Genomic DNA, 20,467 nt, shown 5'->3' on the forward strand with positions numbered 1-20,467 from the left:
GGATTTCCGCAGCTATGAAAAGGGTAGTATCGCGTCCGCGCGCCGCCTTCCGCCTGGCGCGCACGAGGAGAGAGAAACCATGAGCATCAAGAGCGACAAATGGATCCGCCGCATGGCCGAACAGCACGGCATGATCGATCCGTTCGAGCCCGGCCAGATCCGCGAGAGCGACGGCCGCAAGATCATCAGCTACGGCACCAGCAGCTACGGCTACGACATCCGCTGCGCGCCCGAATTCAAGGTGTTCACCAACATCCACAGCACCGTGGTGGACCCGAAGAACTTCGATGAGAAGAGCTTCGTCGACTTCGAGGGCGACAGCTGCATCATTCCGCCCAACAGCTTCGCGCTGGCGCGCACCGTCGAATACTTCCGCATTCCGCGCAACGTGCTCACCATCTGCCTGGGCAAGAGCACCTATGCGCGCTGCGGGATCATCGTCAACGTGACGCCGTTCGAGCCCGAGTGGGAAGGCTACGTCACGCTCGAATTCAGCAACACCACGCCGCTGCCGGCGCGCATCTACGCGGGCGAGGGCTGCGCCCAGGTGCTGTTCTTCGAAAGTGACGAGGTCTGCGAGGTGAGCTACCGCGACCGCGGCGGCAAGTACCAGGGCCAGGTCGGCGTGACCCTGCCCAAGGCCTGACGGCGGCGGGCCGGGGGCGCCACTGGCGGGCGTCCTACAGCGGCGCGGCGCGTTCCTCCGGTGCGGGCGCGGCAGCCCGGGCATAGCATTCCTCCATGCGCTGCCGTTGCGTTCCGTGGACTTTGTCACACGGGGCCGGCAGACTGGAATTCCCGCTTTTTGCCCGCCCGAGGACACCGCCATGCACGCCGCCACCGCCTCCCATGCATCATCCGCCGTTCCGGCCGCCTATGCACCGGACATGGGCGCCCGCGCCGAGGCGCGCTACTGGCCGGCCCATGCCCTCGACACCTTCCTCCTGCAGATGGCCGCGCGCGGGCACTGCATCAGCGCCACGATGATGCTGGGCGACCGCGGCTATGCCCTGGACCAGCTGCAGCATGCGCGCGCCCTGTCCGGCGAAGCGCTGCAGTCGGCGGTGCGGGAACTCTCCGATTACTTCGAGGACGCCCAGCCGGCCGTGGCCGGCCTGCACTGGTGCCACCGCTGACAGACAGCGCGTCCGAACCGCCCCCCACCGACTTCCAGGAGACTTCCATGCCCACCGTTTCGGCGCAGCCGTCCTCGCTCGATTCCCGCTACGCCGCACCGCAGCGCAGCGGCGCACGCCCCCTCCTGCTGGCCGTGGGAGGCGCCGTGATCGCTGTGCAGGTCGCGGCCATGGCCTGGGTGCTGGAAGACCACGTCCGCCATGCCGAGCAGCAGCAGCACGCCTGGGTGGCCCGCGGCATGCAGTCGAGCACCGCCCGCGAACCGCAGGCCCTGGCGGCCTCGGGGGAAGCGGACTGGTCCGCAGGCTCCACGTTCGCCGCCCGCTGACGGACAACGGCCCGCCAGGCGGCGTACCATCGAGGCCCGGCATGAATCTTTGGGGTGCGCACGATGAAATGGGAAGGCAATCGCGAATCGGACAACGTCGAGGACCGCCGTGACGAGGGTGGCGGTGGCGGCGGTTTTCCGGTCTTCGGAGGGCGCAGCATCGGCATCGGCACCATCGTCATCGCCCTCATCGGCGGCTGGGTGTTCGGCATCAATCCGCTCACGCTGCTGGGCATGCTGAGCGGCGGCGGTGCGCCCGCCCAGGTGCAGACGCAGCAGGCGCCGGCCCACCGCCCGCCCGCCGACGACACCATGGCCCGCTTCGTGTCCACGGTGCTCGCCGATACCGAGGACGTCTGGGCGGACGTCTTCCGGCAGAACGGCACGGCCTACCAGAACCCGCGCCTGGTGCTGTTCCGCGGCCGCACGCCCACGGCCTGCGGCACGGGCCAGGCGGCCATGGGACCGTTCTACTGCCCGGCCGACCGCAAGGTCTACATCGATCTCGGCTTCTACGAGACGCTCAAGAACCGGCTCGGCGCCCCGGGCGACTTCGCGCAGGCCTATGTGATCGCCCATGAGGTGGGCCACCACGTGCAGAACCTGCTGGGCATCAGCAGCCGCGTGGACCAGATGCGCGGCCGGGTGAGCCAGGTCGAATACAACCACCTCTCCGTGCGCCTGGAACTGCAGGCCGACTGCTTCGCGGGCGTCTGGGCCCACAACGCGCAGAACGCGCGGCAGATCCTGGAGCAGGGCGACGTGGAAGAGGCCATGAACGCCGCGGCGAAGATCGGCGACGACGCGCTGCAGCGCGCATCGGGCGGCGCGGTGGTGCCGGACAGCTTCACCCACGGCACCAGCGCCCAGCGCCAGCGCTGGTTCCGCGCGGGCCTGGATTCCGGAAGCATCAAGGCCTGCGATACCTTCTCGTCCCGCAGCCTTTGATAGGTAAGGCTTCGTTGCTGCGTTTTCCGTAGCGCTGCGGATGCACCCGCAGCGCGCATGGGCGGCAAAATACCGCCCGTGAAGGGCTGGTGCGACAATATCGGCCGCACATGACAAGTTCTTTCTCCAATTTATCGCTGGCCGAGCCGCTGGCGCGCGCCGTGGCCGAGATGGGCTACACGTCGATGACCCCCATCCAGGCTGAGGCCATTCCGGTGGTTCTCACCGGCAAGGACGTGATGGGCGCCGCGCAGACCGGCACCGGCAAGACGGCGGCTTTCTCGCTGCCGCTGCTGCAGCGCCTGCTCAAGCACGAGAACAGCTCCACCTCGCCGGCGCGCCATCCCGTGCGCGCCCTGGTGCTGCTGCCCACGCGCGAACTGGCCGACCAGGTCGCCCAGCAGATCGCCCTCTACGCCAAATACACCAAGCTGCGCAGCACCGTGGTGTTCGGCGGCATGGACATGAAGCCCCAGACGCTGGAGCTGAAGAAGGGCGTCGAGGTCCTCGTGGCCACGCCGGGCCGCCTGCTGGACCACATCGAGGCCAAGAATGCGGTGCTGAACCAGGTCGAGTACGTGGTGCTCGACGAGGCCGACCGCATGCTGGACATCGGCTTCCTGCCCGACCTGCAGCGCATCCTCAGCTATTTGCCGAAGACGCGCACCACGCTGCTGTTCTCCGCCACGTTCTCTTCCGAGATCAAGCGCCTGGCGGGCAGCTACCTGCAGGACCCGGTCACGATCGAGGTCGCGCGCCCCAACGAGACCGCCTCCACTGTCGAGCAGCGCTTCTACAGCGTCAGCGACGACGACAAGCGCCGCGCCATCCACCACGTGCTGCGCACGCGCGGGGTCAAGCAGGCCTTCGTCTTCGTCAACAGCAAGCTCGGCTGCGCGCGCCTGGCGCGCACGCTGGAGCGCGAGGGCCTGAAGGCCGCGGCGCTGCACGGCGACAAGAGCCAGGACGAGCGCCTGAAGGCACTGGATTCCTTCAAGCGCGGCGAGGTGGACCTGCTGGTCTGCACCGACGTCGCGGCGCGCGGCCTGGACATCAAGGACGTGCCGGCGGTGTTCAATTTCGACGTGCCCTTCAACGCCGAAGACTACGTGCACCGCATCGGCCGCACGGGCCGCGCTGGCGCCTCCGGCCTGGCGGTGACGCTGGTTTCCAGCAGCGATGCGCGCCTGGTGGCCGACATCGAGAAGCTCATCAAGAAGAAGATCGACCTGGAGGCGCTGGAGGTGGGCGACGACCGCCCCCGCGGCCGCTTCAACGACGGCCGCCGCGGCTGGCGCGACGACGAGGCCGGCGGTGGCGAAGCGCCCCGGGCGCGGCGCGAGGAAGGCCGTGGCGACAGCCGGGCCCTGCGCGCTTCGGGCGGCGGCTACCGCACGCCCGCGGCCCCGCGCGATCCGTTCTTCGACAAGCCCTACGAGGCCCCCGCCGAGGCCGCGCCCAGCTGGGATGCCACGGCGCGCCCGGCCGCGCGCAGCGGCATTTCGGCCAACATCAAGCCCAAGCGCAAGGTGGCGGCGCTGTTCAAGGCCGCCGCCCCGGCGGCGGAGACCTCGTCTTCCAACTGAGCGGAGCGCCGGCGGCCCGCGGAGCGGACCGTGCGGCCCGGCGAAGCGGGTTCCGGCGAAGGGGCGCGTGGCCCGCTCTCAGCCCGGTGCCTGCGCCTGGTCGCAGTGCACCGTGATGTGCTCGCGCTCGGCCAGCGTGGCGCCGAACCGCACGGCGCTCAGGCAGCCGCCCCACACGCATCCCGTATCGAGCGCCAGCAGGTCGGGGCGGTTCATCCAGCCCAGGGTGGACCAGTGGCCGAAGGCGATCAGCGTGCCGCGCGTGCGGCGCCCGGGCGCATCGAACCAGGGCACCAGGCCTTCGGGGGCCGCGCCGGCGCTCTCGCTGCTCTCGAAATCCATGCGGCCGTCCGGCGTGCAGAAGCGCAGCCGCGTGAGCGCGTTCACGATCGCGCGCCACCGCTCCATGCCCGAAAGCGCATCGTCCCACCGGTCGGGCGCGTTGCCGTACATCGCATGCAGGAACTGCGGCATCGCCGCGCCGCGCAATTGCGCCGCGACTTCCGCGGCATGCGCCAGCACGTCCGGTGCCGTCCAGTCCGGCAGGACGCCCGCATGCACCATCAGCAGCTGCCCGCCGCCATGGCGGTGCTCCCGCGCCAGGGGCTGGGCGCGCAGCCAGTCGAGCAGGGCGTCGCGGTCGGGTGCCTGCAGCACGTCGGCCAGCGTATCGCGCCGCGAGGGCTTGCGCGCTCCCTCGGAGGCGGCCAGCAGGTGCAGATCGTGGTTGCCCAGCAGGCAGCGGATGCTGTCTCCGGCCTGCATGCAGCGCCGCAGCACCCCGGCCGACCGCGGCCCGCGATTCACGAGATCGCCCAGCAGATAAACCGTGTCGCGGCTGGGGGAGAAATCCACCGTGCGCAGCAGGCGCTCCAGTGCCGGGTCGCATCCCTGAATATCGCCGATGCAGTAGAGGGCCATGTCGGTGGGGTCCGCCGAAGGCGGCAGTTATGCAGAGACAGCGATTGTGAATCGGGGAAAAGCCCTCCGCCGGGGGTCGGGCTCTGCGGCGGGCGGGTTTGGAGAAGGGCCGGGTTTCAAAGTTCCGGGAGGCTCGAACGCGGGATGAATTCAATCCCATGCGGCCGGAAGGCGTACGTAATCCAAAATATTTTCTATAATGCGTTCCTCGTTATCCACTTTCACACTGAACTGACATGACCACCTCCAGCTACAAGGACCTGCTGAAGCAGCGCGAGCAACTCGAGCAGCAAATCAACGAAGCCCGCCGCCGCGAACTGTCTGACGCGATCTCCCAGGTGCGCTCGCTCGTGTCCGAGTATGGCCTGAAGGCGGACGACGTATTCCCGTCCGGCCGTGCACGCAGCGCCAGCGCCGGCACCAAGGTGGCGCCCAAATATCGCAATCCCGCCACGGGCCAGACCTGGACGGGCCGCGGCAAGGCCCCCAAGTGGATCCAGAACGAAAATCGCGAACAGTTCGCCATCTGATAATTCGCCGAGCCGCCCGCCGCCGGCACAGCCGCCCCGCCGGCTGTCCGCTGCAGGCGCAGTGGTCGAGAACTCCTTGAGCCCGCCCCTTCGGCGGGTTTTTTCGTGGGGGCCCAGTGCCGGCGCTTTCGCGCCATTCGCTGCATGCCGTTGCGGAAGACGGCCGGGGTATCTTTGCTCCGGGCGCTTACTCCATAGCGGCAATGGGGTGGCACCGCCCAATGGCCTTCAGTGCGGCGGTTAAACGGCCGGGTTCTCCGTGGTTTCGTGGAATCTCGATAAATTGCCGTTGCCGAGATAACTGGGCGGGTGTAAGCGCAGGCCGGTCGCGTGTGCCGCTGGAAACGCCGGCTTGTAACACACGCTCTGCGCCGGTATTGCAGGACAAGTGCCCGTTCTGCGCGGGCGGATATTGGCTGCGCGCTCCGCCATGGACGCGATGGAATGGAGAGCGGTTTTGCAAGGATGGATGGGGTGCGGCCCGGGCATGCCGACGGCGGTGAACGGGTTCGCGCAGGGAGAAGACGATGGCCGCCATCGCCCTACATTTGCATCGCGATCGGGGACTGCCAAAATGCCAGGGTCGCCCCCCATTCAAGGAGTAGTGCTTTATGGCCTCGAAGTCTCCGGCGGTTTCCCGCCACGCTTTCGCATCCACCCTGCAGACATTCACCACCAGATCGGGAAAAAGCGGGCAGTTCCATTCGCTGCCCGCCCTGGCCCGCCAGTTTCCGTCCATCCACCGGCTGCCGGTGTCCATTCGCATCGTTCTGGAGTCGGTCCTGCGCAATTGCGACGGCGTGAAGGTGACGCCGGAGCACGTGGAGCAGCTCGCGAACTGGCAGCCGGTGGCCGAGCGCAAGGACGAGATCCCCTTCATCGTCTCGCGCGTGGTGCTGCAGGATTTCACCGGCGTGCCGCTGCTGGCCGATCTGGCCGCGATGCGCAGCGTCGCGCAGCGCCTGGGCAAGAAGCCCAAGAAGATCGAGCCGCTGGTGCCGGTCGACCTCGTGGTGGACCACTCCATCATGGTCGATTACTACGGAACCAAGAAGGCGCTCGACCTGAACATGAAGCTGGAATTCCAGCGCAACCGCGAGCGCTACGAATTCATGAAGTGGGGCATGCAGGCGTTCGACACCTTCGGCGTGGTGCCGCCGGGCTTCGGCATCGTGCACCAGGTGAACCTCGAATACCTCGCGCGCGGCGTGCACCGGCGCGCCGATGGCGTCCACTACCCCGACACCCTCGTGGGCACGGACAGCCACACCACCATGATCAACGGCATCGGCGTGGTCGCCTGGGGCGTGGGCGGCATCGAGGCCGAGGCCGCGATGCTCGGGCAGCCGGTGTACTTCCTGACGCCCGACGTGGTGGGCTTCGAGCTGACGGGCCAATTGCGCGAAGGGGTGACGGCGACCGACCTCGTGCTCACGGTGACCGAGATCCTGCGCCGGCACAAGGTGGTGGGCAAGTTCGTGGAGTTCTTCGGCGAGGGCACGCGCACGCTGTCGCTCCCCGACCGCGCGACCATCGGCAACATGGCGCCCGAGTACGGCGCGACGATGGGCTTCTTCCCCGTGGACGAGAAGACGATCGAGTACTTCCAGGGTACCGGTCGCACCAAGGCGGAAATCGAGGCGTTCGAGGCGTATTTCCGCGCGCAGGGCCTGTTCGGCGTGCCGAAGGCCGGCGAGATCGACTATTCGCAGGTGGTGCGGCTGGACCTGGGCGACGTCACGCCCAGCCTCGCCGGCCCGAAGCGCCCGCAGGACCGCATCGAGCTCGGCAAGGTCAAGGACCAGTTCACGGCGCTCTTCTCCAGGCCGGCGGCTGAGAGCGGCTTCAACCGCCCGGCCGAGCTGCTGCACACGCGCCACCACATCCACCGCGGCGAAGAGGGCGTCTGCGAGGACGTGCCCGACGAGAAGGACGCGCCCGCGGGCGGCCCGCGCTTCCTCGTGGAGATGGAGCACAACAAGCCCAAGCTCGCGGTCAAGCATGCCGATCCGTCCGTCCGCCTGCCGGCCAAGGGCAGCGATCCGACGATCGGCAACGGCGACGTGCTGATCGCCGCCATCACGAGCTGCACGAACACGTCGAACCCGAGCGTGCTGCTGGCCGCCGGCCTGCTGGCCAAGAAGGCCGTGGAGGCAGGGCTGAAGGTGCAGCCGCACATCAAGACCTCGCTGGCGCCGGGCTCGCGCATCGTCACGCAGTACCTCTCCGAAACCGGCCTGCTGCCCTATCTGGAGAAGCTGGGCTTCGCGGTCGCGGGCTACGGCTGCACCACCTGCATCGGCAACGCAGGCGATCTGGCCCCGGAGATCAACGAAGCCATCACCGGCAGCGACCTCGTCTGCGCGGCCGTGCTGTCGGGCAACCGCAATTTCGAGGCGCGCATCCATCCCAACATCAAGGCCAACTTCCTCGCGAGCCCGCCGCTGGTGGTGGCCTATGCCATCGCCGGCACGGTGCTGCGCGACCTGATGACCGAGCCGGTGGGCAAGGGGCGCGGTGGGCGCGACGTGTACCTGGGCGACATCTGGCCCAGCAGCGACGAAATCCACCAGCTCATGAAGCATGCGATGAACGGCAAGGCCTTCCGCGAGAACTACGGCCTGGTGAAGACCGATCCGGGCGCGCTCTGGGGCAAGATCCAGGGCGTGTCCGGCGACACCTACAACTGGCCCGCCAGCACCTACATCGCCGAGCCGCCGTTCTTCTCCGGCTTCACGCTGGACGTCGCGGGCGAGGGCGGCGGGAAGCCGGCGGCGCAGTCGGTGCTGGGCGCGCGCATCATGGCGCTCTTCGGCGACTCGATCACCACCGACCACATCTCGCCGGCCGGCTCGATCAAGGAGACCTCGCCCGCCGGCCAGTGGCTGCTGCAGCACGGCGTGATGAAGCAGGACTTCAACAGCTACGGCGCGCGCCGGGGCAACCACGACGTGATGATGCGCGGCACCTTCGCCAACGTGCGCATCAAGAACCTGATGATCCCGCCGAAGGAGGACGGCTCGCGCGAGGAGGGCGGGCTGACGCTCTTCCAGAACGAGGGCCCGCACCAGGGCACGAAGATGTTCATCTTCGACGCGGCGATGCAGTACATGGCGCAGGAAACGCCCACCGTGATCTTCGCGGGAGAGGAGTACGGCACCGGCTCCAGCCGCGACTGGGCGGCCAAGGGCACGCAGCTGCTGGGCATCAAGGCCGTGGTCGCGCGCAGCTTCGAGCGCATCCACCGCTCCAACCTGGTGGGCATGGGGGTGCTGCCGCTGCAGTTCCGCGGATCGGATTCGTGGGAATCGCTGGGCCTGCGCGGCGACGAGACGATCGACGTGGTGCCGGACCCGTCGCTCACGCCCCAGAGCGATGCGCGCCTCGTCATCCGGCGTGCCGACGGCTCCCGCCAGGAGGTGACCGTCACGCTGCGCATCGACACGCCCATCGAAGCGGACTACTACCGCGCCGGAGGCATCCTGCCCTACGTGCTGCGCCAGCTGCTCGCGTCCTGAACGGACGGGCGGCCCCCCGGGCGGACCGGCGGGTGCGCCCCGGCGGCGGGGATCGATACACTCGTGACAGTTTGTTCATCCCCGAATCGCGCTTCCACCGGCCCACCCGTCCTCCGCCATGCGCCCGTTCCGCCTGCCGTCCGCCGGCTCCTTCTGCCGCGCCCTGTTCTCCGAGACGCCGATGGCGACCGCCATCCTCGTGTTCGCCGGCATGGCGCTCCTGCTGGTGCCGCTCGTACAGCTGCTGGGCGAGGGGGTGGGCGCGCTGTACGGCCTGGAGCCCTTCCTCGACATGGTGGCCGTGCTCATCGGGCTGCTGGCGGTCGCGGTGTCGCTGCACATGCTCGACGGCAGCGCCCAGGGCCGGGCCAACGTCCTGGTGCTGGGCCTCGCGTCGGCGGCGGTGTGCAATTTCCTCCACGGAATGATGCAGCACCCGGTCGTGGGCCAGGCGCTCGGCGAACGGCTGCACGTGTCGCACTATTTCGCGCTGTGGGCCTATGGGCTGGAAGCCGCCACGCTGCTGCTGTTCGCACTGCGCGTGTCCTTTCCCGGCCCCGGCATGGCCTGGGCCCTGGCGTCGGCAGGGGTGTCGCTGGCCATCGTGTGGATGGCGGCCAGCGGGGCGCAGCAGGGTGGCCGTGCGTCTGCACCACTGATCGCGCAGGGCGCCGCCCTGGTCTCGGGCGCAGTCATGGCGGTGGCTGCCGCGCTGCTGTATTACGGCCTGCCCCGGCGCAACGCGCGCGGTGCCCGCCTCGGCCGGCGGCTGACCATGGCCTCTGCCGCGGCCGCCATGGCGGCGGGGCAGTGCGCGCTGCTGCTGCCGGACGGACCGTCCCCCTGGCCGGGCATCCTGTCGCACGGGCTGCACGTGCTCGGGTATGCGCTGATGTTCCAGGCCGTGTTCATCGCGGGCGTGCGCATGCCTTACGCCCGGCTGCGGGAGACCGAGTCCCGGCTGCGCGACAGTGAGATGCGCCTGCAGCTGCTCGGCCGCAACCTGCCCGACAGCGCGCTCTACCAGGTCGTCCGCGAAACCGACGGCCGGCGGCGCTTCGTGCACATGGGCGAGGCCCTGGAGCGGCTGGTGGGCCTGAGGGCCGAGGAGGTGATGGGGGATGCGCAGCGGCTGTTCGCATGCATCGAACCCGAGGACGAGGCGGCACGCGCCGAGGCCGACGAGGAGTCGTTCCGGACCATGGGGATCGCCGAATCGGTGGTGCGCCTGCGGCGCGCGGACGGCGAGCTGCGGTGGATCCGGCTCAGCTCCTCGCCCCGGGTGCTCGGCGACGGCAGCGGCCGCGTGATCTGGGACGGCGTGCTGACGGACGTGACGGAGCAGCGCGAGGCGCAGGACCTGAGCCGTGCGCACGAGATCCAGCTCGCGAGCCTGCTGAGCCGCATGCCGGGCGGGGTGTCTCGGCTCGACCGCGACCTGCGCATCCTCTACGTCAATCCGTCGCAGGCGCAGTGGCTGCGCCGCACCGAGCCGGAGGTGGAGGGCAAGCTGATCGGCGAGGTGCTGACCGACGAACTGCTGCAGTCCCTGCGCCCGCCGCTGCTGCGGGCACTGCAGGGGCAGACGGTGGTGTTCGACTACCGCGCGCCGGGCGGCAGCGACGGCCCGAAGTTCTTCCACACTACGGTCATTCCCGAAACCGGCGCCGACGGCCGCGTGGTCGCCGTGGTGGTGTTCGCCGTCGATCTGACCGAACAGAAACGCCTCGCGATGGAACTGGGCCAGCAGCGATCGCGGCTCGCGAGCCTCGTCAACGCCATTCCGGACGTGGTGTTCCTCAAGGATGCGAACGGGCGCTACCTGTCCTGCAATCCGGTGTTCGAGCGCTTCGTGGGCCGCCGCGAGCGCGACATCGTCGGCCTGAGCGACGAGGAACTGCTGCCGCCGATGGAGGCCGAGCGCGTGCGGCAGCTCGACGAGCGGGCGATGGCCGCCTGGCAGCCGCTGGTGTACGAGGAGACGCTCACGTTCGCGGAGGACGGCTACGCGGGCTATTTCGAGACCATCAAGACGCCGATCCGCGACATGCACGGGCACGTGACCGGGCTGCTCAGCGTGTGCCGCGACATCACCGACCGCAAGAAGGCCGAGCAGCAGATCGAGCTGCTGGCCTTCTTCGACGCGCTCACCGGGCTGCCGAACCGGCGGCTGCTGCTCGACCGACTGCAGCGCGCGAGCGCATCGTGCCCGCGCATCGACAAGCTGGGCGCGCTGCTGTTCATCGACCTGGACAACTTCAAGGACCTCAACGACACGCTGGGCCACGACATGGGCGACCGGCTGCTGGTCCTGGTGGCGCAGCGGCTGCAGGAATGCGTGCGCACCTCGGACACCGTGGCGCGTTTCGGCGGCGACGAGTTCGTGGTGATGCTGGAGGGCCTGGACGTCGATCCCGCCCATGCCGCGCAGCAGGCTGAACTGGTCGCGGAGAAACTGCTCGAGCAGCTCAACCGGCCGTTCCAGATGGGTGCGCAGGAACACTACAGCACCCCCAGCATCGGCATCACGCTGTTCGGCGACCAGCGCCGCAGCGTGGACGAGCTGCTCAAGCGTGCGGACCTGGCCATGTACCAGGCGAAGGCCGCCGGCCGCAACACCCAGCGCTTCTTCGACCCGGACATGCAGGCGCAGGTGACGGCGCGTTCGCAGCTGGAGGCCGACCTCCGCCATGGCATCGCGCGGCAGGAGCTGACCGTGCATTTCCAGCCGATCGTGGACGGCAGCACGCGGCTGGGCGGCGCGGAGGCGCTGGTGCGCTGGCGGCATCCCGACAGGGGCGTGATCAGCCCGGCCGACTTCATCCCGCTCGCGGAAGAGACCGGCCTCATCCTGCCGCTGGGCCGCCAGGTCCTGCAGACCGCGTGCGAGCAACTGGTGCGCTGGTCGGCCCATCCGGCCACCGCGCCGCTCACCATCGCCGTGAACGTCAGCGCGCGGCAGTTCCGGCAGCCCGACTTCGTGGCGGAGGTGCTGGGCACGCTCCAGCGCACCGGCGCCAATCCGCAGCGGCTGAAGCTGGAACTCACCGAGAGCCTGCTGCTGGGCGACGTGGAGGACACCATCGCCCGCATGGCGCAGCTCAAGCGGGCCGGAGTCGGGTTCGCGCTCGACGACTTCGGCACCGGCTATTCCTCGCTGAGCTACCTCAAGCGCCTGCCGCTGGATCTCGTGAAGATCGACCAGAGCTTCGTGCGCGACGTGCTCACCGACCCCAACGACGCCGCCATCGTGCGCACCATCCTGGCCCTCGCCAAGAGCCTGGACCTGCAGGTCGTCGCGGAAGGCGTGGAGACCGCGGGGCAGCTCAGCTTCCTCAAGCTGCACGGCTGCGAAGGCTTCCAGGGATATCTCTTCGGCCGTCCCGTGCCCGTGGAGGCCTTCGAGCGCGAGCACGAACTGCCCGGACCGGCGGCCGTGCCGGACGCGCAGGGCCTGGCGCTGTCGGCGCCATGAGCGTGCGCATCGCCTGGTTCGACGCCGCCCCCCCCACGGAACGTGAGAGCGCGGCAGCCGCCCTGGCCGCCCAGGGGGAGCACTGGGGCCATGTCTGGGACGTGGTCGCGCAGCCGTGGGACGGCGCGCTGGAGGTGGTGCGGCCCGCAGGCGGCGACGCCGGGCCGATGGCCGGCTTCGAGGCCGCCGTGCTGGTGCCGCCCGCACATGCGGACACGCTGCCCGCATGGACCGTGCAGCCCGGGCGCCGGGCGCCGCTGCTGCTCTCCCTGGGCCCCGAGCCGGTGCAGGAGGCCCTGGCCGCGCGCGCGCTGCGCGCCGGGCCGGGGGACTACGTGCTGCGCACGCGGCAGGGCGGCGGCCATCCGCGCGAGCTGGCCTTGCGGCTCTCCGCCCTGCTGGCGACGCGTCCGGGCCATGCGGCCGGCAATTCCCGCGATGCGGCACCCGCCCGCACGCCGGGCGTACCTCCCACCGAAGACATGCTGCGCACCGCCATCGACCACATGGCGATGGGGGTGCTCCTGTGCGCGCCGGACCGCCGGGTGCGCTTCTACAACCACCGGCTGCCCGGCATGCTCGATCTGCCGCGCACGCTGCTGGACGGCGCGCCGGCCCTGTCGGAGCTCAAGGAGCTGCAGGCCGGGCGCGGCGACTTCGGCGAGAACTTCGAGCGGGTGGACGAGCGCGGACGGGCGTACGTGGAGAGCGGCAGCCGCCTCGCACCGCCCGGCACCTACTGGCGCAAGGCACCCGACGGCCGCATGCTGGAGGTCCACTGCACGGCCCTGCCCGACGGCGGGCTGCTGCACACCTTCGCCGACGTGACGCCGCACGTGCGGCTGCAGTCCGAACTGCGGCTCAGCGAGGCGCGCTTCCGCAGCCTGTGCGATCTGTCGTCCGACTGGTACTGGGAGCAGGACGCGGAATACCGCTTCGTCCACATCTCCGGCGGCAGCAGCCAGATGCGCATCGCGTCGGAGGAGGTGGTCGGGCGCACCCGCTGGGACCTGCAGGCCCTGAACCTCTCCGAGGCGGACTGGGCGGACCACCGGCGGGCGCTCGATGCGCGCCGGCCGTTCCGCGATCTCGAGCTGGAACGCATGGGCGACGGCGGCCGCGCCTACTGGGTGTCCATCAGCGGCGTGCCGGTGTTCGCCGCGGACGGCACGTTCTCCGGCTACCGCGGCGTGGGCCGCGACATCACGGAGCGCAAGCGCGTCGAGGCCGAGATCGAGCGCCTGGCGTTCTTCGATCCGCTCACGGGGCTGCCCAACCGCCGCCTGCTCACCGACCGCCTGCACCGGGCCATCGGCGCGGCCGCGCACGGACGGGAACACGGCGCGCTGCTGTTCCTCGACCTGGACAACTTCAAGGACCTGAACGATACGCTCGGCCACGACATGGGCGACCGTCTCCTCGTGCAGGCGGCCCAACGCCTGCTGTCCTGCGTGGGCCCGCAGGACACGGTGAGCCGGTTCGGCGGCGACGAGTTCGTGGTGCTGGCCGAAGGGCTGCCCGGCGACCCGCACCGGGCGCGCGCCGAGGCCGGGGTGCTGGCCCACCGGATCTCCTTGGCCCTGGGCAGGCCGTACGCGGTGGGCGGCATGGGCCACCACCACAGCACGCCGAGCATCGGCGTGGCGCTGTTCGGCGCCCTGACCGGGCAGGACTCGGGCGTGGACGACCTGCTCAAGCACGCCGACCTCGCCATGTACCAGGCCAAGGCCGCGGGACGCGACACGGTGCGCTTCTTCGACCCGGCCATGCAGGAGGCCGTCATCGCGCGCGCGGCGCTGGAATCCGAACTGCGGCAGGCCCTGCAGTCCGGCGAACTCGTGCTGCACTACCAGCCCCTGGTGAGCGGCGACGGCACCATGCTGGGCGCGGAGGCCCTGGTGCGCTGGCAGCATCCGCAGCGGGGCCTCGTCATGCCGGGTGGATTCATCCCGGCGGCGGAGCAGGGCGGCCTGATCGTGCCGCTGGGGCAGTGGGTGCTGGAGCGTGCCTGCGAGCAGTTGGTGGCATGGTCCCGCATGCCGGCGGCGGCGCACCTCGTGCTGTCGGTGAACGTGAGCGTGCGGCAGTTCCGGCAACCCGATTTCGTCGACCACGTGCTGCAGACGCTGCGCCGCACCGGAGCGCAGCCGCGGCTGCTGAAGATCGAGCTCACCGAGAGCCTGCTGATGGCGGACGTGGAGGACGTGGTCACCCGCATGGCGCAGCTGCGGGCCCACGGCGTGGGGTTCGCGATCGACGACTTCGGCACCGGCTATTCCTCGCTGGCCTACCTCAAGCGGCTGCCGCTGGACCAGCTCAAGATCGACCAGAGCTTCGTGCGCGACGTGCTCACCGACCCGAACGACGCCGCCATCGTGCGCACCATCCTGGCCCTGGCGCGCAGCCTGGACCTGAACGTGGTCGCGGAGGGCGTGGAAACGACGGGCCAGCTCAAATTCCTGCAGCGCCATGGCTGCCATGCCTTCCAGGGCTATCTTTTCGGGCGCCCGGGGCCGGCCGCGGTGCTCGAGCGGGCGCTGCACCCAGTGCTCTGACCCGCTCGCGGACGGCGCGGTGCGCGGTCCGGGTCCTTGACCTGGCTCGTTCCCCGGGCACGGCGGCCACCCCACAATGGCCCCCATGCAAGACACACGACAGCAGCAACTCCTGATCGCCGGCGGAGGCATCGGTGGACTGGCCGCGGCCCTCGGCGCGGCGCGTGCCGGGTGGGCGGTGGACCTGTTCGAGCGGGCGCCCGCCTTCGGCGAGGTGGGCGCGGGCGTGCAGCTCGGCCCGAACGCGGTGGCGTGCCTGCACGCCTGGGGGCTGGAGCCCGCGCTGCGGGCCGTCGCCGCCTATCCGGAGCGGCTGCAGGTGCGCAGCGCGCTCGACGGGCGCGTGCTGGCAGCCATGCCCCTGGGCACAACCATCGCCGCCCGGTATGGCGCACCCTACGCCGCCATCCACCGTGCCGATCTGCACGGCCTGCTGCTGGAGGCGGTGCGCGCCGAGCCCGCGGTGCGCGTGCATCTCGGCGAGACCATCGCCGCGCATACCGAAGGCTCGGCGGGCATCATGCTGCGCACCGTGGCCGGCCACCGCGTGCAGGGCGATGCCTTCGTCGGCGCCGACGGGCTGCGCAGTGCCACGCGCCTACGCCTGCTGGGCGCCGAGCCCGCGCGCGTGTCGGGCCACCTCGCCTACCGTGCCGTGGTGCCCCAGGAGGCGCTGCCCGAGCGGCTGCGCACCGCCCAGGTCACCGCCTGGCTCGGCCCGGGGCTGCACGTCGTGCAGTACCCGGTGTGCCGCGGAGAACGCATGAACCTCGTCGCCATCCGCCACGGCCGCGCGCCGGACGACCTGGACCATTGGGACCATGCCGGCAACGCGGGCGATCTGGAGGGCGCGCTGCGGGGCACCACGCCTGCACTGCAGGAACTGGTGCGCGCCGTGCCGCAGGCCGGCGGCGGCTGGCGCCTCTGGCCGCTGTCCGACCGGCCGCCGCTGCAGGGAGCGCACGAGATGGCGCAGGGCCGCGTGGCGCTGCTCGGCGATGCCGCGCACCCGATGCGCCCCTACCTCGCCCAGGGCGCGGGCATGGCGATCGAGGATGCCGCCGCGCTGCAGCAGGCCCTGGCCGGATGCGGGAACGACGTGCCGCAGGGCCTGCGCCGCTATGCCGCGCAGCGCTGGCAGCGCAACGCCCGCGTGCAGGCGCGCGCCGAGCGCAACGGCCGCATCTTCCACGCGACCGGGCCGATGCGCTGGGCGCGCGACCTGTCGCTGCGGCTGCTGGGCGAGCGACTGCTCGACCAGCCCTGGCTCTACCGCGGGCCGAGCGTGGGCACCGGCAGGGCCTAGGGCGAGCCAAGCTCCGGAATCGGGGCGTCGTGGATGGGGCAGGGGCCGGACAGCATGACGGCGGAGGAACCGTGCAGCGGCAGAGCGCCACCTTCCGCAAGTGGCATCGGAGCCCGCACGGCCTCACCCATCCGAAGGCCGCGGAGCAGGCCATGCCAGCAGACGCCGCGGAACCGGCTTCGCCGGGCCGCCAGCGTCGTCCCCCCCCCGGGGGATGGCGCCGAAGGCGACTCAGGGGGGGATCAGAGATTCGTGCGCAGCTTCCAGATCTCCGGGAACAGCACCACGTCCAGCATGCGCCGCAGGTAGCTCACGCCGCCCGTGCCGCCCGTGCCGCGCTTGAAGCCGATCACGCGCTCCACCGTGGTCACGTGGCGGAAGCGCCAGAGGCGGAAGGCGTCCTCCAGGTCGGTGAGCTTCTCGCCCAGCTGGTAGAGATCCCAGTAGCGCTGCGTGTCGCGGTACACCGTGAGCCAGGCCTCCTCCACCGCATCGCTTTCGGCATAGGGCTGCGTCCAGTCGCGGTCCGTGTGGCTCCCGGGCACGGGAATGCCCCGGCGGGCGAGCAGCCGCAGCGCCTCGTCGTAGAGCGAGGGGGCTTCGTAGGCCGCCTGCACCTGGGCGAGCAGTTCCGGCCGGTGCGCGTGGGGTTTCAGCATCGCGGCGTTCTTGTTGCCCAGCGAGAACTCGATGCAGCGGTACTGGTAGCTCTGGAAGCCGCTCGACTGGGCGAGGTAGGGCCGGATCGCGCTGTACTCGGGCGGCGTCATGGTGGCGAGCACGTCCCAGGCATGCACCAGCTGCTCCATGATCTTGGAGACGCGCGCGAGCATCTTGAAGGCCGGCGGCAGATCGTCCTGCGCCACGTGGTCGATCGCCGAGCGCAGCTCGTGCAGCATGAGCTTCATCCACAGCTCGCTGGTCTGGTGCTGCACGATGAACAGCATCTCGTTGTGGTTGGGCGAGAGCGGCTTCTGCGCGTTCAGGATCGCGTCGAGCTGCAGGTAGTCGCCATAGCTCATGTCGCGGCTGAAATCGAGCTGTGCGCGCTCCTCGTGCACGATCGCCTCGGGCTGCGAGGCAGGCGCCGAGGGCGGCGTGCCCGGGCAGGAGGGTGCGGAGGACGAGGGCGTGGCGGATGCCTGCGGGGCGTGGGGGCACATGGGCGATGTCTCCTGCCGGACTTCAGGTCACGGCGTGTTGTTGGTTGAATTCGGGACGGCGCCACGCGCCGCCCTCCAGCACGTCGCGCAGGTGCTCCACGGCGTTCCACACGTCCTCGAAGCCCAGGTAGAGCGGGGTGAAGCCGAAGCGCAGGATGTCCTTGTGCGGCCCCTGGCCGCCGTCGCCCTTGCGGAAGTCACCGATCACGCCGCGCGCGATCAGCGCCTGCACGATGGCATAGGCACCGCTGCCCTGGCCGTCCACGCCCTGGCCCTCGTCGCGCGTCAGGCACACCTGCGAGCCGCGCCGCGCATGCTCGCGGGGCGTCGCCAGGCCCAGGCCGTGGCCGGCGCAGCGCTCTTCCACCAGCTGGATGAACAGGTCCGTGAGCGCCAGCGATTTCGCGCGCAGCGCCTGCATGCCGCCCAGCGGCTGCGCGGCGGTGAACACGTCCAGCCCGCACTGCAGCGCCGAGAGGCTGATGATCGGCTGCGTGCCGCACAGGTAGCGCGCGATGCCCGGGGCGGGCTGGTAGTCCGGCGTGAAGGCGAAGGGCGCCGCATGGCCCCACCAGCCCGACAGCGGCTGCCAGAAGCGGCCGGCGTGGCGCGGATGCACCCAGACGAAGGCCGGCGCGCCGGGGCCGCCGTTGAGGTATTTGTAGCCGCAGCCGATCGAGAAGTCCGCCTCCGCGCCGCGCAGGTCCACCGGCACCGCGCCCGCGCTGTGCGCCAGGTCCCACACGCAGAGAATGCCCTGCGCCTGCGCCGCGGCGGTGACGGCCGCCATGTCGTGCATCGCGCCCGTGCGGTAGTTGACGTGCGTGAGCATCAGCACCGCCACGTCGGCGGTGAGCGCGTCCGCGATCTCTTCGGGCTCCACCAGCACCAGCTCCAGGCCGCGCTCGCGGCACAGGCCCTCGGCGATGTAGAGATCGGTGGGGAAGTTGCTGCGCTCGCTGACGATGCGGCGGCGCCCGGGCGCATCCTCGCGCGCGATGTTCAGCGCCGCGCTCAGCACCTTGTAGAGGTTGATGGAGGTGCTGTCGGTGCAGACCACCTCGCCCCGGCCCGCACCGATCAGCGGCGCGAGCTGGTCGCCCAGGCGCTGCGGCAGATCGAACCAGCCCGCGCTGTTCCACGAGCGGATCAGGTCCGTGCCCCACTCCTGCGACACCACCTCGGCGATGCGCGCGGGCGCGGCGGCGGGCATCACGCCCAGGGAATTGCCGTCGAGGTAGATCACCCCGCCGGGCAGCTGGAAGTGGCCGCGCAGCGGGCGCAGCGGATCGTGCGCATCCAGGGCGCGGCAATCGTCGAGTGTGGTCATGTGGGCATTCCTGCGATGGAAGAGAAGAAAGGGGGCGGAGTCGGCTGGGGCCTGGGGATGTGGCGGTGCCGGGTGGGCGGCCGATCAGGAGAGCGCGCGCAGCACCGCGCGCACGGGCGAGGCGTCGGCGGTGGTGAGCTTCAGGGGCAGGGCGATCAGTTCGTAGTCGCCTTCGGGCACGCCGTCCAGCACGAGGTTCTCCAGCACGCGCAGTCCGCGGCGGCGGATCACCTGGTGGCTCTCGAGCGCCTTGCTGTCGGCCGGGTCGATGCTCGCGGTATCGATGCCCACCAGCACCACGCCCCGGTCGGCCAGGCGCTCGATGGTGGCGGGCGCATAGGCCGCCAGCGCGCCGTCCCAGCGGTCCACCGGCATGCGTTCGTAGGTGCGCACCAGCACGCGCGGCGGCAGCTCCGTTCCGGCGCGCTCCACCGCGTGGGCGATGTGCTCCCACTGCACCAGCGGGCCGCGCCCGATCGCATGGATGACGCGGCACGGGCCCAGGAAGGCGTCCAGCGGCAGGTCGCCGATCGTGGCGCCCTGAGGGTCGTAGTGCAGCGGCGCGTCCGCGTGCGTGCCGACGTGCGGCGACATCGCCAGGGCGCTCACGTTCACCGGGCACTGCGGGCCGATGGTGGCGCACCACTGCTGCGAGTAGGGCGTGTCGCCGGGGAACACCGGGCTGCCGGCATGCACCGGCGCGGAAATGTCCCACAGCGTGCGGGAGAGGGTCATGGGGGCTCCAGGAAGGCTGCGGCATCGCTGCCAACGCGCGCATTCTGGGCAGACGGGCCTCGCGTGGTGTCGTTTAATCCCTACAGGCCCGCAAATTGGAAAATCCTTCCCCCTGGGGCCCCATCGGGAAAAACTTATGCGAATGGAACTGGACCGGACGGACCGGCAGATCGTGGCCGCCCTGCAGGACGATGCCCGCCTGACGTCGGGCGAACTCGCGCAGATCGCGCACTTGTCGCAATCGCCCTGCTGGCGCCGGGTGAAGCGGCTGGAAGACGGGGGCGTGATCGCGGGCTACCACGCCGCGCTCGACCGGCGGGCGCTGGGGCTCGGCGTGATGGTGTTCGTGATGGTGGGCATCGACCACCAGACCGAGGCCTCGTCGCTGCCCTTCGAGGAAGCGGTGTGCGCGATCCCCGAGGTGGTGATGTTCCATGGCATCTCCGGGCCCGAGGACTTCATGCTGGTGGTGGTCGCGCGCGACCTGGACGATTACTCGCAGCTGCTGCAGAACCGGCTGCACCGCCTGCCCGGCGTGCGGCGGGTGCACAGCTATTTCTCGCTGCAGGAGTTCAAGGGCCGGGTCGGCGGCCTGCCCGTGCCGGCTACAGGATGAAGCCGTCGGGCAGCGGCCCCATGCCGTGCCGCCGCCGCGCCCGGCCGCAGGCCTCGCTGCCGGCCTCGAACTCGCGGCAGGGCGAGGGCCGCCACTCGTAGATGCCGCAGGCCGCCCGCGTGCCCACGGTGCCCGAGAGCGCGGCGCAGCGCGGGGCGGCATGGTCCGTGCCGCGCATCCGGCGCAGGCCGGCGTTCACCTCCACCGTGAGGCCCGCGGGCACGCTGCCGCCGTCGTCCTCCGATTCGTGGACCGAGAAATCGACGCGGAAGCTCGCGCAGCAGGCGCCGCAGCTCAGGCAGGGGTGGAGGCTCATCGG

At 70.5% G+C, this 20,467-nt stretch carries 16 protein-coding genes; 11 read left to right on the forward strand and 5 right to left on the reverse strand.

Annotation, left to right across the window (positions count from 1 at the left end; genetic code table 11):
* Positions 1 to 79 precede the first annotated feature (79 nt).
* The 5 genes from dcd (at position 80) to Q9R47_RS15900 (ending at position 3,999) form a co-directional block, all read left to right on the forward strand.
* Complete coding sequence (gene dcd / locus Q9R47_RS15880) at positions 80 to 646, forward strand: dCTP deaminase (RefSeq protein ID WP_311234166.1); 567 nt, start codon at positions 80 to 82, stop codon at positions 644 to 646.
* Between the two features lie 181 nt (positions 647 to 827).
* Positions 828 to 1,136 carry a hypothetical protein gene (locus Q9R47_RS15885; RefSeq protein WP_311234167.1) on the forward strand — a complete coding sequence of 103 codons (309 nt, stop codon included), beginning with the start codon at positions 828 to 830 and terminating at the stop codon, positions 1,134 to 1,136.
* Between the two features lie 47 nt (positions 1,137 to 1,183).
* Positions 1,184 to 1,465, forward strand: a complete 282-nt coding sequence (locus tag Q9R47_RS15890) for a hypothetical protein (protein ID WP_311234168.1) — start codon at positions 1,184 to 1,186, stop codon at positions 1,463 to 1,465.
* A gap of 63 nt (positions 1,466 to 1,528) precedes the next feature.
* Positions 1,529 to 2,413: a neutral zinc metallopeptidase gene (locus Q9R47_RS15895; RefSeq protein WP_311234194.1), complete on the forward strand. Its 885-nt coding sequence runs from the start codon at positions 1,529 to 1,531 to the stop codon at positions 2,411 to 2,413.
* A gap of 110 nt (positions 2,414 to 2,523) precedes the next feature.
* Positions 2,524 to 3,999, forward strand: a complete 1,476-nt coding sequence (locus Q9R47_RS15900; RefSeq protein ID WP_311234169.1) for a DEAD/DEAH box helicase — start codon at positions 2,524 to 2,526, stop codon at positions 3,997 to 3,999.
* A gap of 78 nt (positions 4,000 to 4,077) precedes the next feature.
* Here the strand turns inward: Q9R47_RS15900 and Q9R47_RS15905 are convergent, their stop codons facing one another.
* Positions 4,078 to 4,920: a symmetrical bis(5'-nucleosyl)-tetraphosphatase gene (locus Q9R47_RS15905; RefSeq protein WP_311234170.1), complete on the reverse strand. Its 843-nt coding sequence runs from the start codon at positions 4,918 to 4,920 to the stop codon at positions 4,078 to 4,080.
* 236 nt (positions 4,921 to 5,156) lie between these two features.
* On the opposite strand from Q9R47_RS15905, the gene Q9R47_RS15910 reads away from it, so the two are divergent.
* From Q9R47_RS15910 to Q9R47_RS15930, 5 genes are all read left to right on the forward strand, one after another.
* Positions 5,157 to 5,450, forward strand: a complete 294-nt coding sequence (locus tag Q9R47_RS15910) for an H-NS histone family protein (RefSeq protein ID WP_311234171.1) — start codon at positions 5,157 to 5,159, stop codon at positions 5,448 to 5,450.
* Between the two features lie 611 nt (positions 5,451 to 6,061).
* The gene (locus Q9R47_RS15915; RefSeq protein ID WP_311234172.1) at positions 6,062 to 8,968 is read left to right on the forward strand and encodes an aconitate hydratase; all 2,907 of its coding nucleotides are present in this window, start codon (positions 6,062 to 6,064) and stop codon (positions 8,966 to 8,968) included.
* 118 nt (positions 8,969 to 9,086) lie between these two features.
* The gene (locus Q9R47_RS15920; protein WP_311234173.1) at positions 9,087 to 12,443 is read left to right on the forward strand and encodes an EAL domain-containing protein; all 3,357 of its coding nucleotides are present in this window, start codon (positions 9,087 to 9,089) and stop codon (positions 12,441 to 12,443) included.
* A gap of 2 nt (positions 12,444 to 12,445) precedes the next feature.
* Positions 12,446 to 14,998: a putative bifunctional diguanylate cyclase/phosphodiesterase gene (locus Q9R47_RS15925; protein WP_404977157.1), complete on the forward strand. Its 2,553-nt coding sequence runs from the start codon at positions 12,446 to 12,448 to the stop codon at positions 14,996 to 14,998.
* Positions 14,999 to 15,083: 85 nt separating this feature from the next.
* On the forward strand, positions 15,084 to 16,304 hold the full coding sequence (locus Q9R47_RS15930; protein WP_311234175.1) for an FAD-dependent monooxygenase: 1,221 nt from the start codon (positions 15,084 to 15,086) through the stop codon (positions 16,302 to 16,304).
* A gap of 242 nt (positions 16,305 to 16,546) precedes the next feature.
* Here Q9R47_RS15930 and kynA read toward each other — a convergent pair whose 3' ends face one another.
* The 3 genes from kynA to kynB all read right to left on the reverse strand — a co-directional run bounded on the left by kynA (position 16,547) and on the right by kynB (position 19,532).
* Positions 16,547 to 17,467, reverse strand: coding sequence for a tryptophan 2,3-dioxygenase (kynA, locus tag Q9R47_RS15935; protein WP_311234176.1), 921 nt, complete (start codon positions 17,465 to 17,467; stop codon positions 16,547 to 16,549).
* 22 nt (positions 17,468 to 17,489) lie between these two features.
* Positions 17,490 to 18,797, reverse strand: a complete 1,308-nt coding sequence (gene kynU, locus Q9R47_RS15940; protein ID WP_311234177.1) for a kynureninase — start codon at positions 18,795 to 18,797, stop codon at positions 17,490 to 17,492.
* 84 nt (positions 18,798 to 18,881) lie between these two features.
* A complete protein-coding gene (kynB, locus tag Q9R47_RS15945) occupies positions 18,882 to 19,532 on the reverse strand; it encodes an arylformamidase (protein WP_311234178.1) in 651 nt (216 codons plus the stop codon).
* Between the two features lie 136 nt (positions 19,533 to 19,668).
* Between kynB and Q9R47_RS15950 the strand changes: the two genes are divergently transcribed.
* Positions 19,669 to 20,148, forward strand: coding sequence for an Lrp/AsnC family transcriptional regulator (locus Q9R47_RS15950; RefSeq protein WP_311234179.1), 480 nt, complete (start codon positions 19,669 to 19,671; stop codon positions 20,146 to 20,148).
* Here Q9R47_RS15950 and Q9R47_RS15955 read toward each other — a convergent pair.
* Positions 20,138 to 20,464 carry a YkgJ family cysteine cluster protein gene (locus Q9R47_RS15955; protein ID WP_160018266.1) on the reverse strand — a complete coding sequence of 109 codons (327 nt, stop codon included), beginning with the start codon at positions 20,462 to 20,464 and terminating at the stop codon, positions 20,138 to 20,140. The two genes, Q9R47_RS15950 and Q9R47_RS15955, sit on opposite strands and share 11 nt — an antisense overlap.
* Positions 20,465 to 20,467: the final 3 nt, after the last annotated feature.

Source organism: Acidovorax sp. PRC11 (assembly GCF_031844105.1).
In the GTDB taxonomy this organism is placed as follows: Bacteria; Pseudomonadota; Gammaproteobacteria; order Burkholderiales; family Burkholderiaceae_C; genus Paracidovorax.

Bases quoted from the DNA above. Each gene is read 5' to 3' on its own strand.
- Q9R47_RS15920 (WP_311234173.1), top strand. From the start codon at position 9,087: ATGCGCCCGTTCCGCCTGCCGTCCGCCGGCTCCTTCTGCCGCGCCCTG.
- Q9R47_RS15950 (WP_311234179.1), top strand. From the start codon at position 19,669: ATGCGAATGGAACTGGACCGGACGGACCGGCAGATCGTGGCCGCCCTG.
- Q9R47_RS15890 (WP_311234168.1), top strand. From the start codon at position 1,184: ATGCCCACCGTTTCGGCGCAGCCGTCCTCGCTCGATTCCCGCTACGCC.
- kynU (WP_311234177.1), bottom strand. From the start codon at position 18,797: ATGACCACACTCGACGATTGCCGCGCCCTGGATGCGCACGATCCGCTG.
- kynB (WP_311234178.1), bottom strand. From the start codon at position 19,532: ATGACCCTCTCCCGCACGCTGTGGGACATTTCCGCGCCGGTGCATGCC.
- Q9R47_RS15955 (WP_160018266.1), bottom strand. From the start codon at position 20,464: ATGAGCCTCCACCCCTGCCTGAGCTGCGGCGCCTGCTGCGCGAGCTTC.
- Q9R47_RS15910 (WP_311234171.1), top strand. From the start codon at position 5,157: ATGACCACCTCCAGCTACAAGGACCTGCTGAAGCAGCGCGAGCAACTC.
- kynA (WP_311234176.1), bottom strand. From the start codon at position 17,467: ATGTGCCCCCACGCCCCGCAGGCATCCGCCACGCCCTCGTCCTCCGCA.
- Q9R47_RS15895 (WP_311234194.1), top strand. From the start codon at position 1,529: ATGAAATGGGAAGGCAATCGCGAATCGGACAACGTCGAGGACCGCCGT.
- Q9R47_RS15885 (WP_311234167.1), top strand. From the start codon at position 828: ATGCACGCCGCCACCGCCTCCCATGCATCATCCGCCGTTCCGGCCGCC.
- Q9R47_RS15900 (WP_311234169.1), top strand. From the start codon at position 2,524: ATGACAAGTTCTTTCTCCAATTTATCGCTGGCCGAGCCGCTGGCGCGC.
- Q9R47_RS15930 (WP_311234175.1), top strand. From the start codon at position 15,084: ATGCAAGACACACGACAGCAGCAACTCCTGATCGCCGGCGGAGGCATC.
- Q9R47_RS15915 (WP_311234172.1), top strand. From the start codon at position 6,062: ATGGCCTCGAAGTCTCCGGCGGTTTCCCGCCACGCTTTCGCATCCACC.
- Q9R47_RS15905 (WP_311234170.1), bottom strand. From the start codon at position 4,920: ATGGCCCTCTACTGCATCGGCGATATTCAGGGATGCGACCCGGCACTG.
- dcd (WP_311234166.1), top strand. From the start codon at position 80: ATGAGCATCAAGAGCGACAAATGGATCCGCCGCATGGCCGAACAGCAC.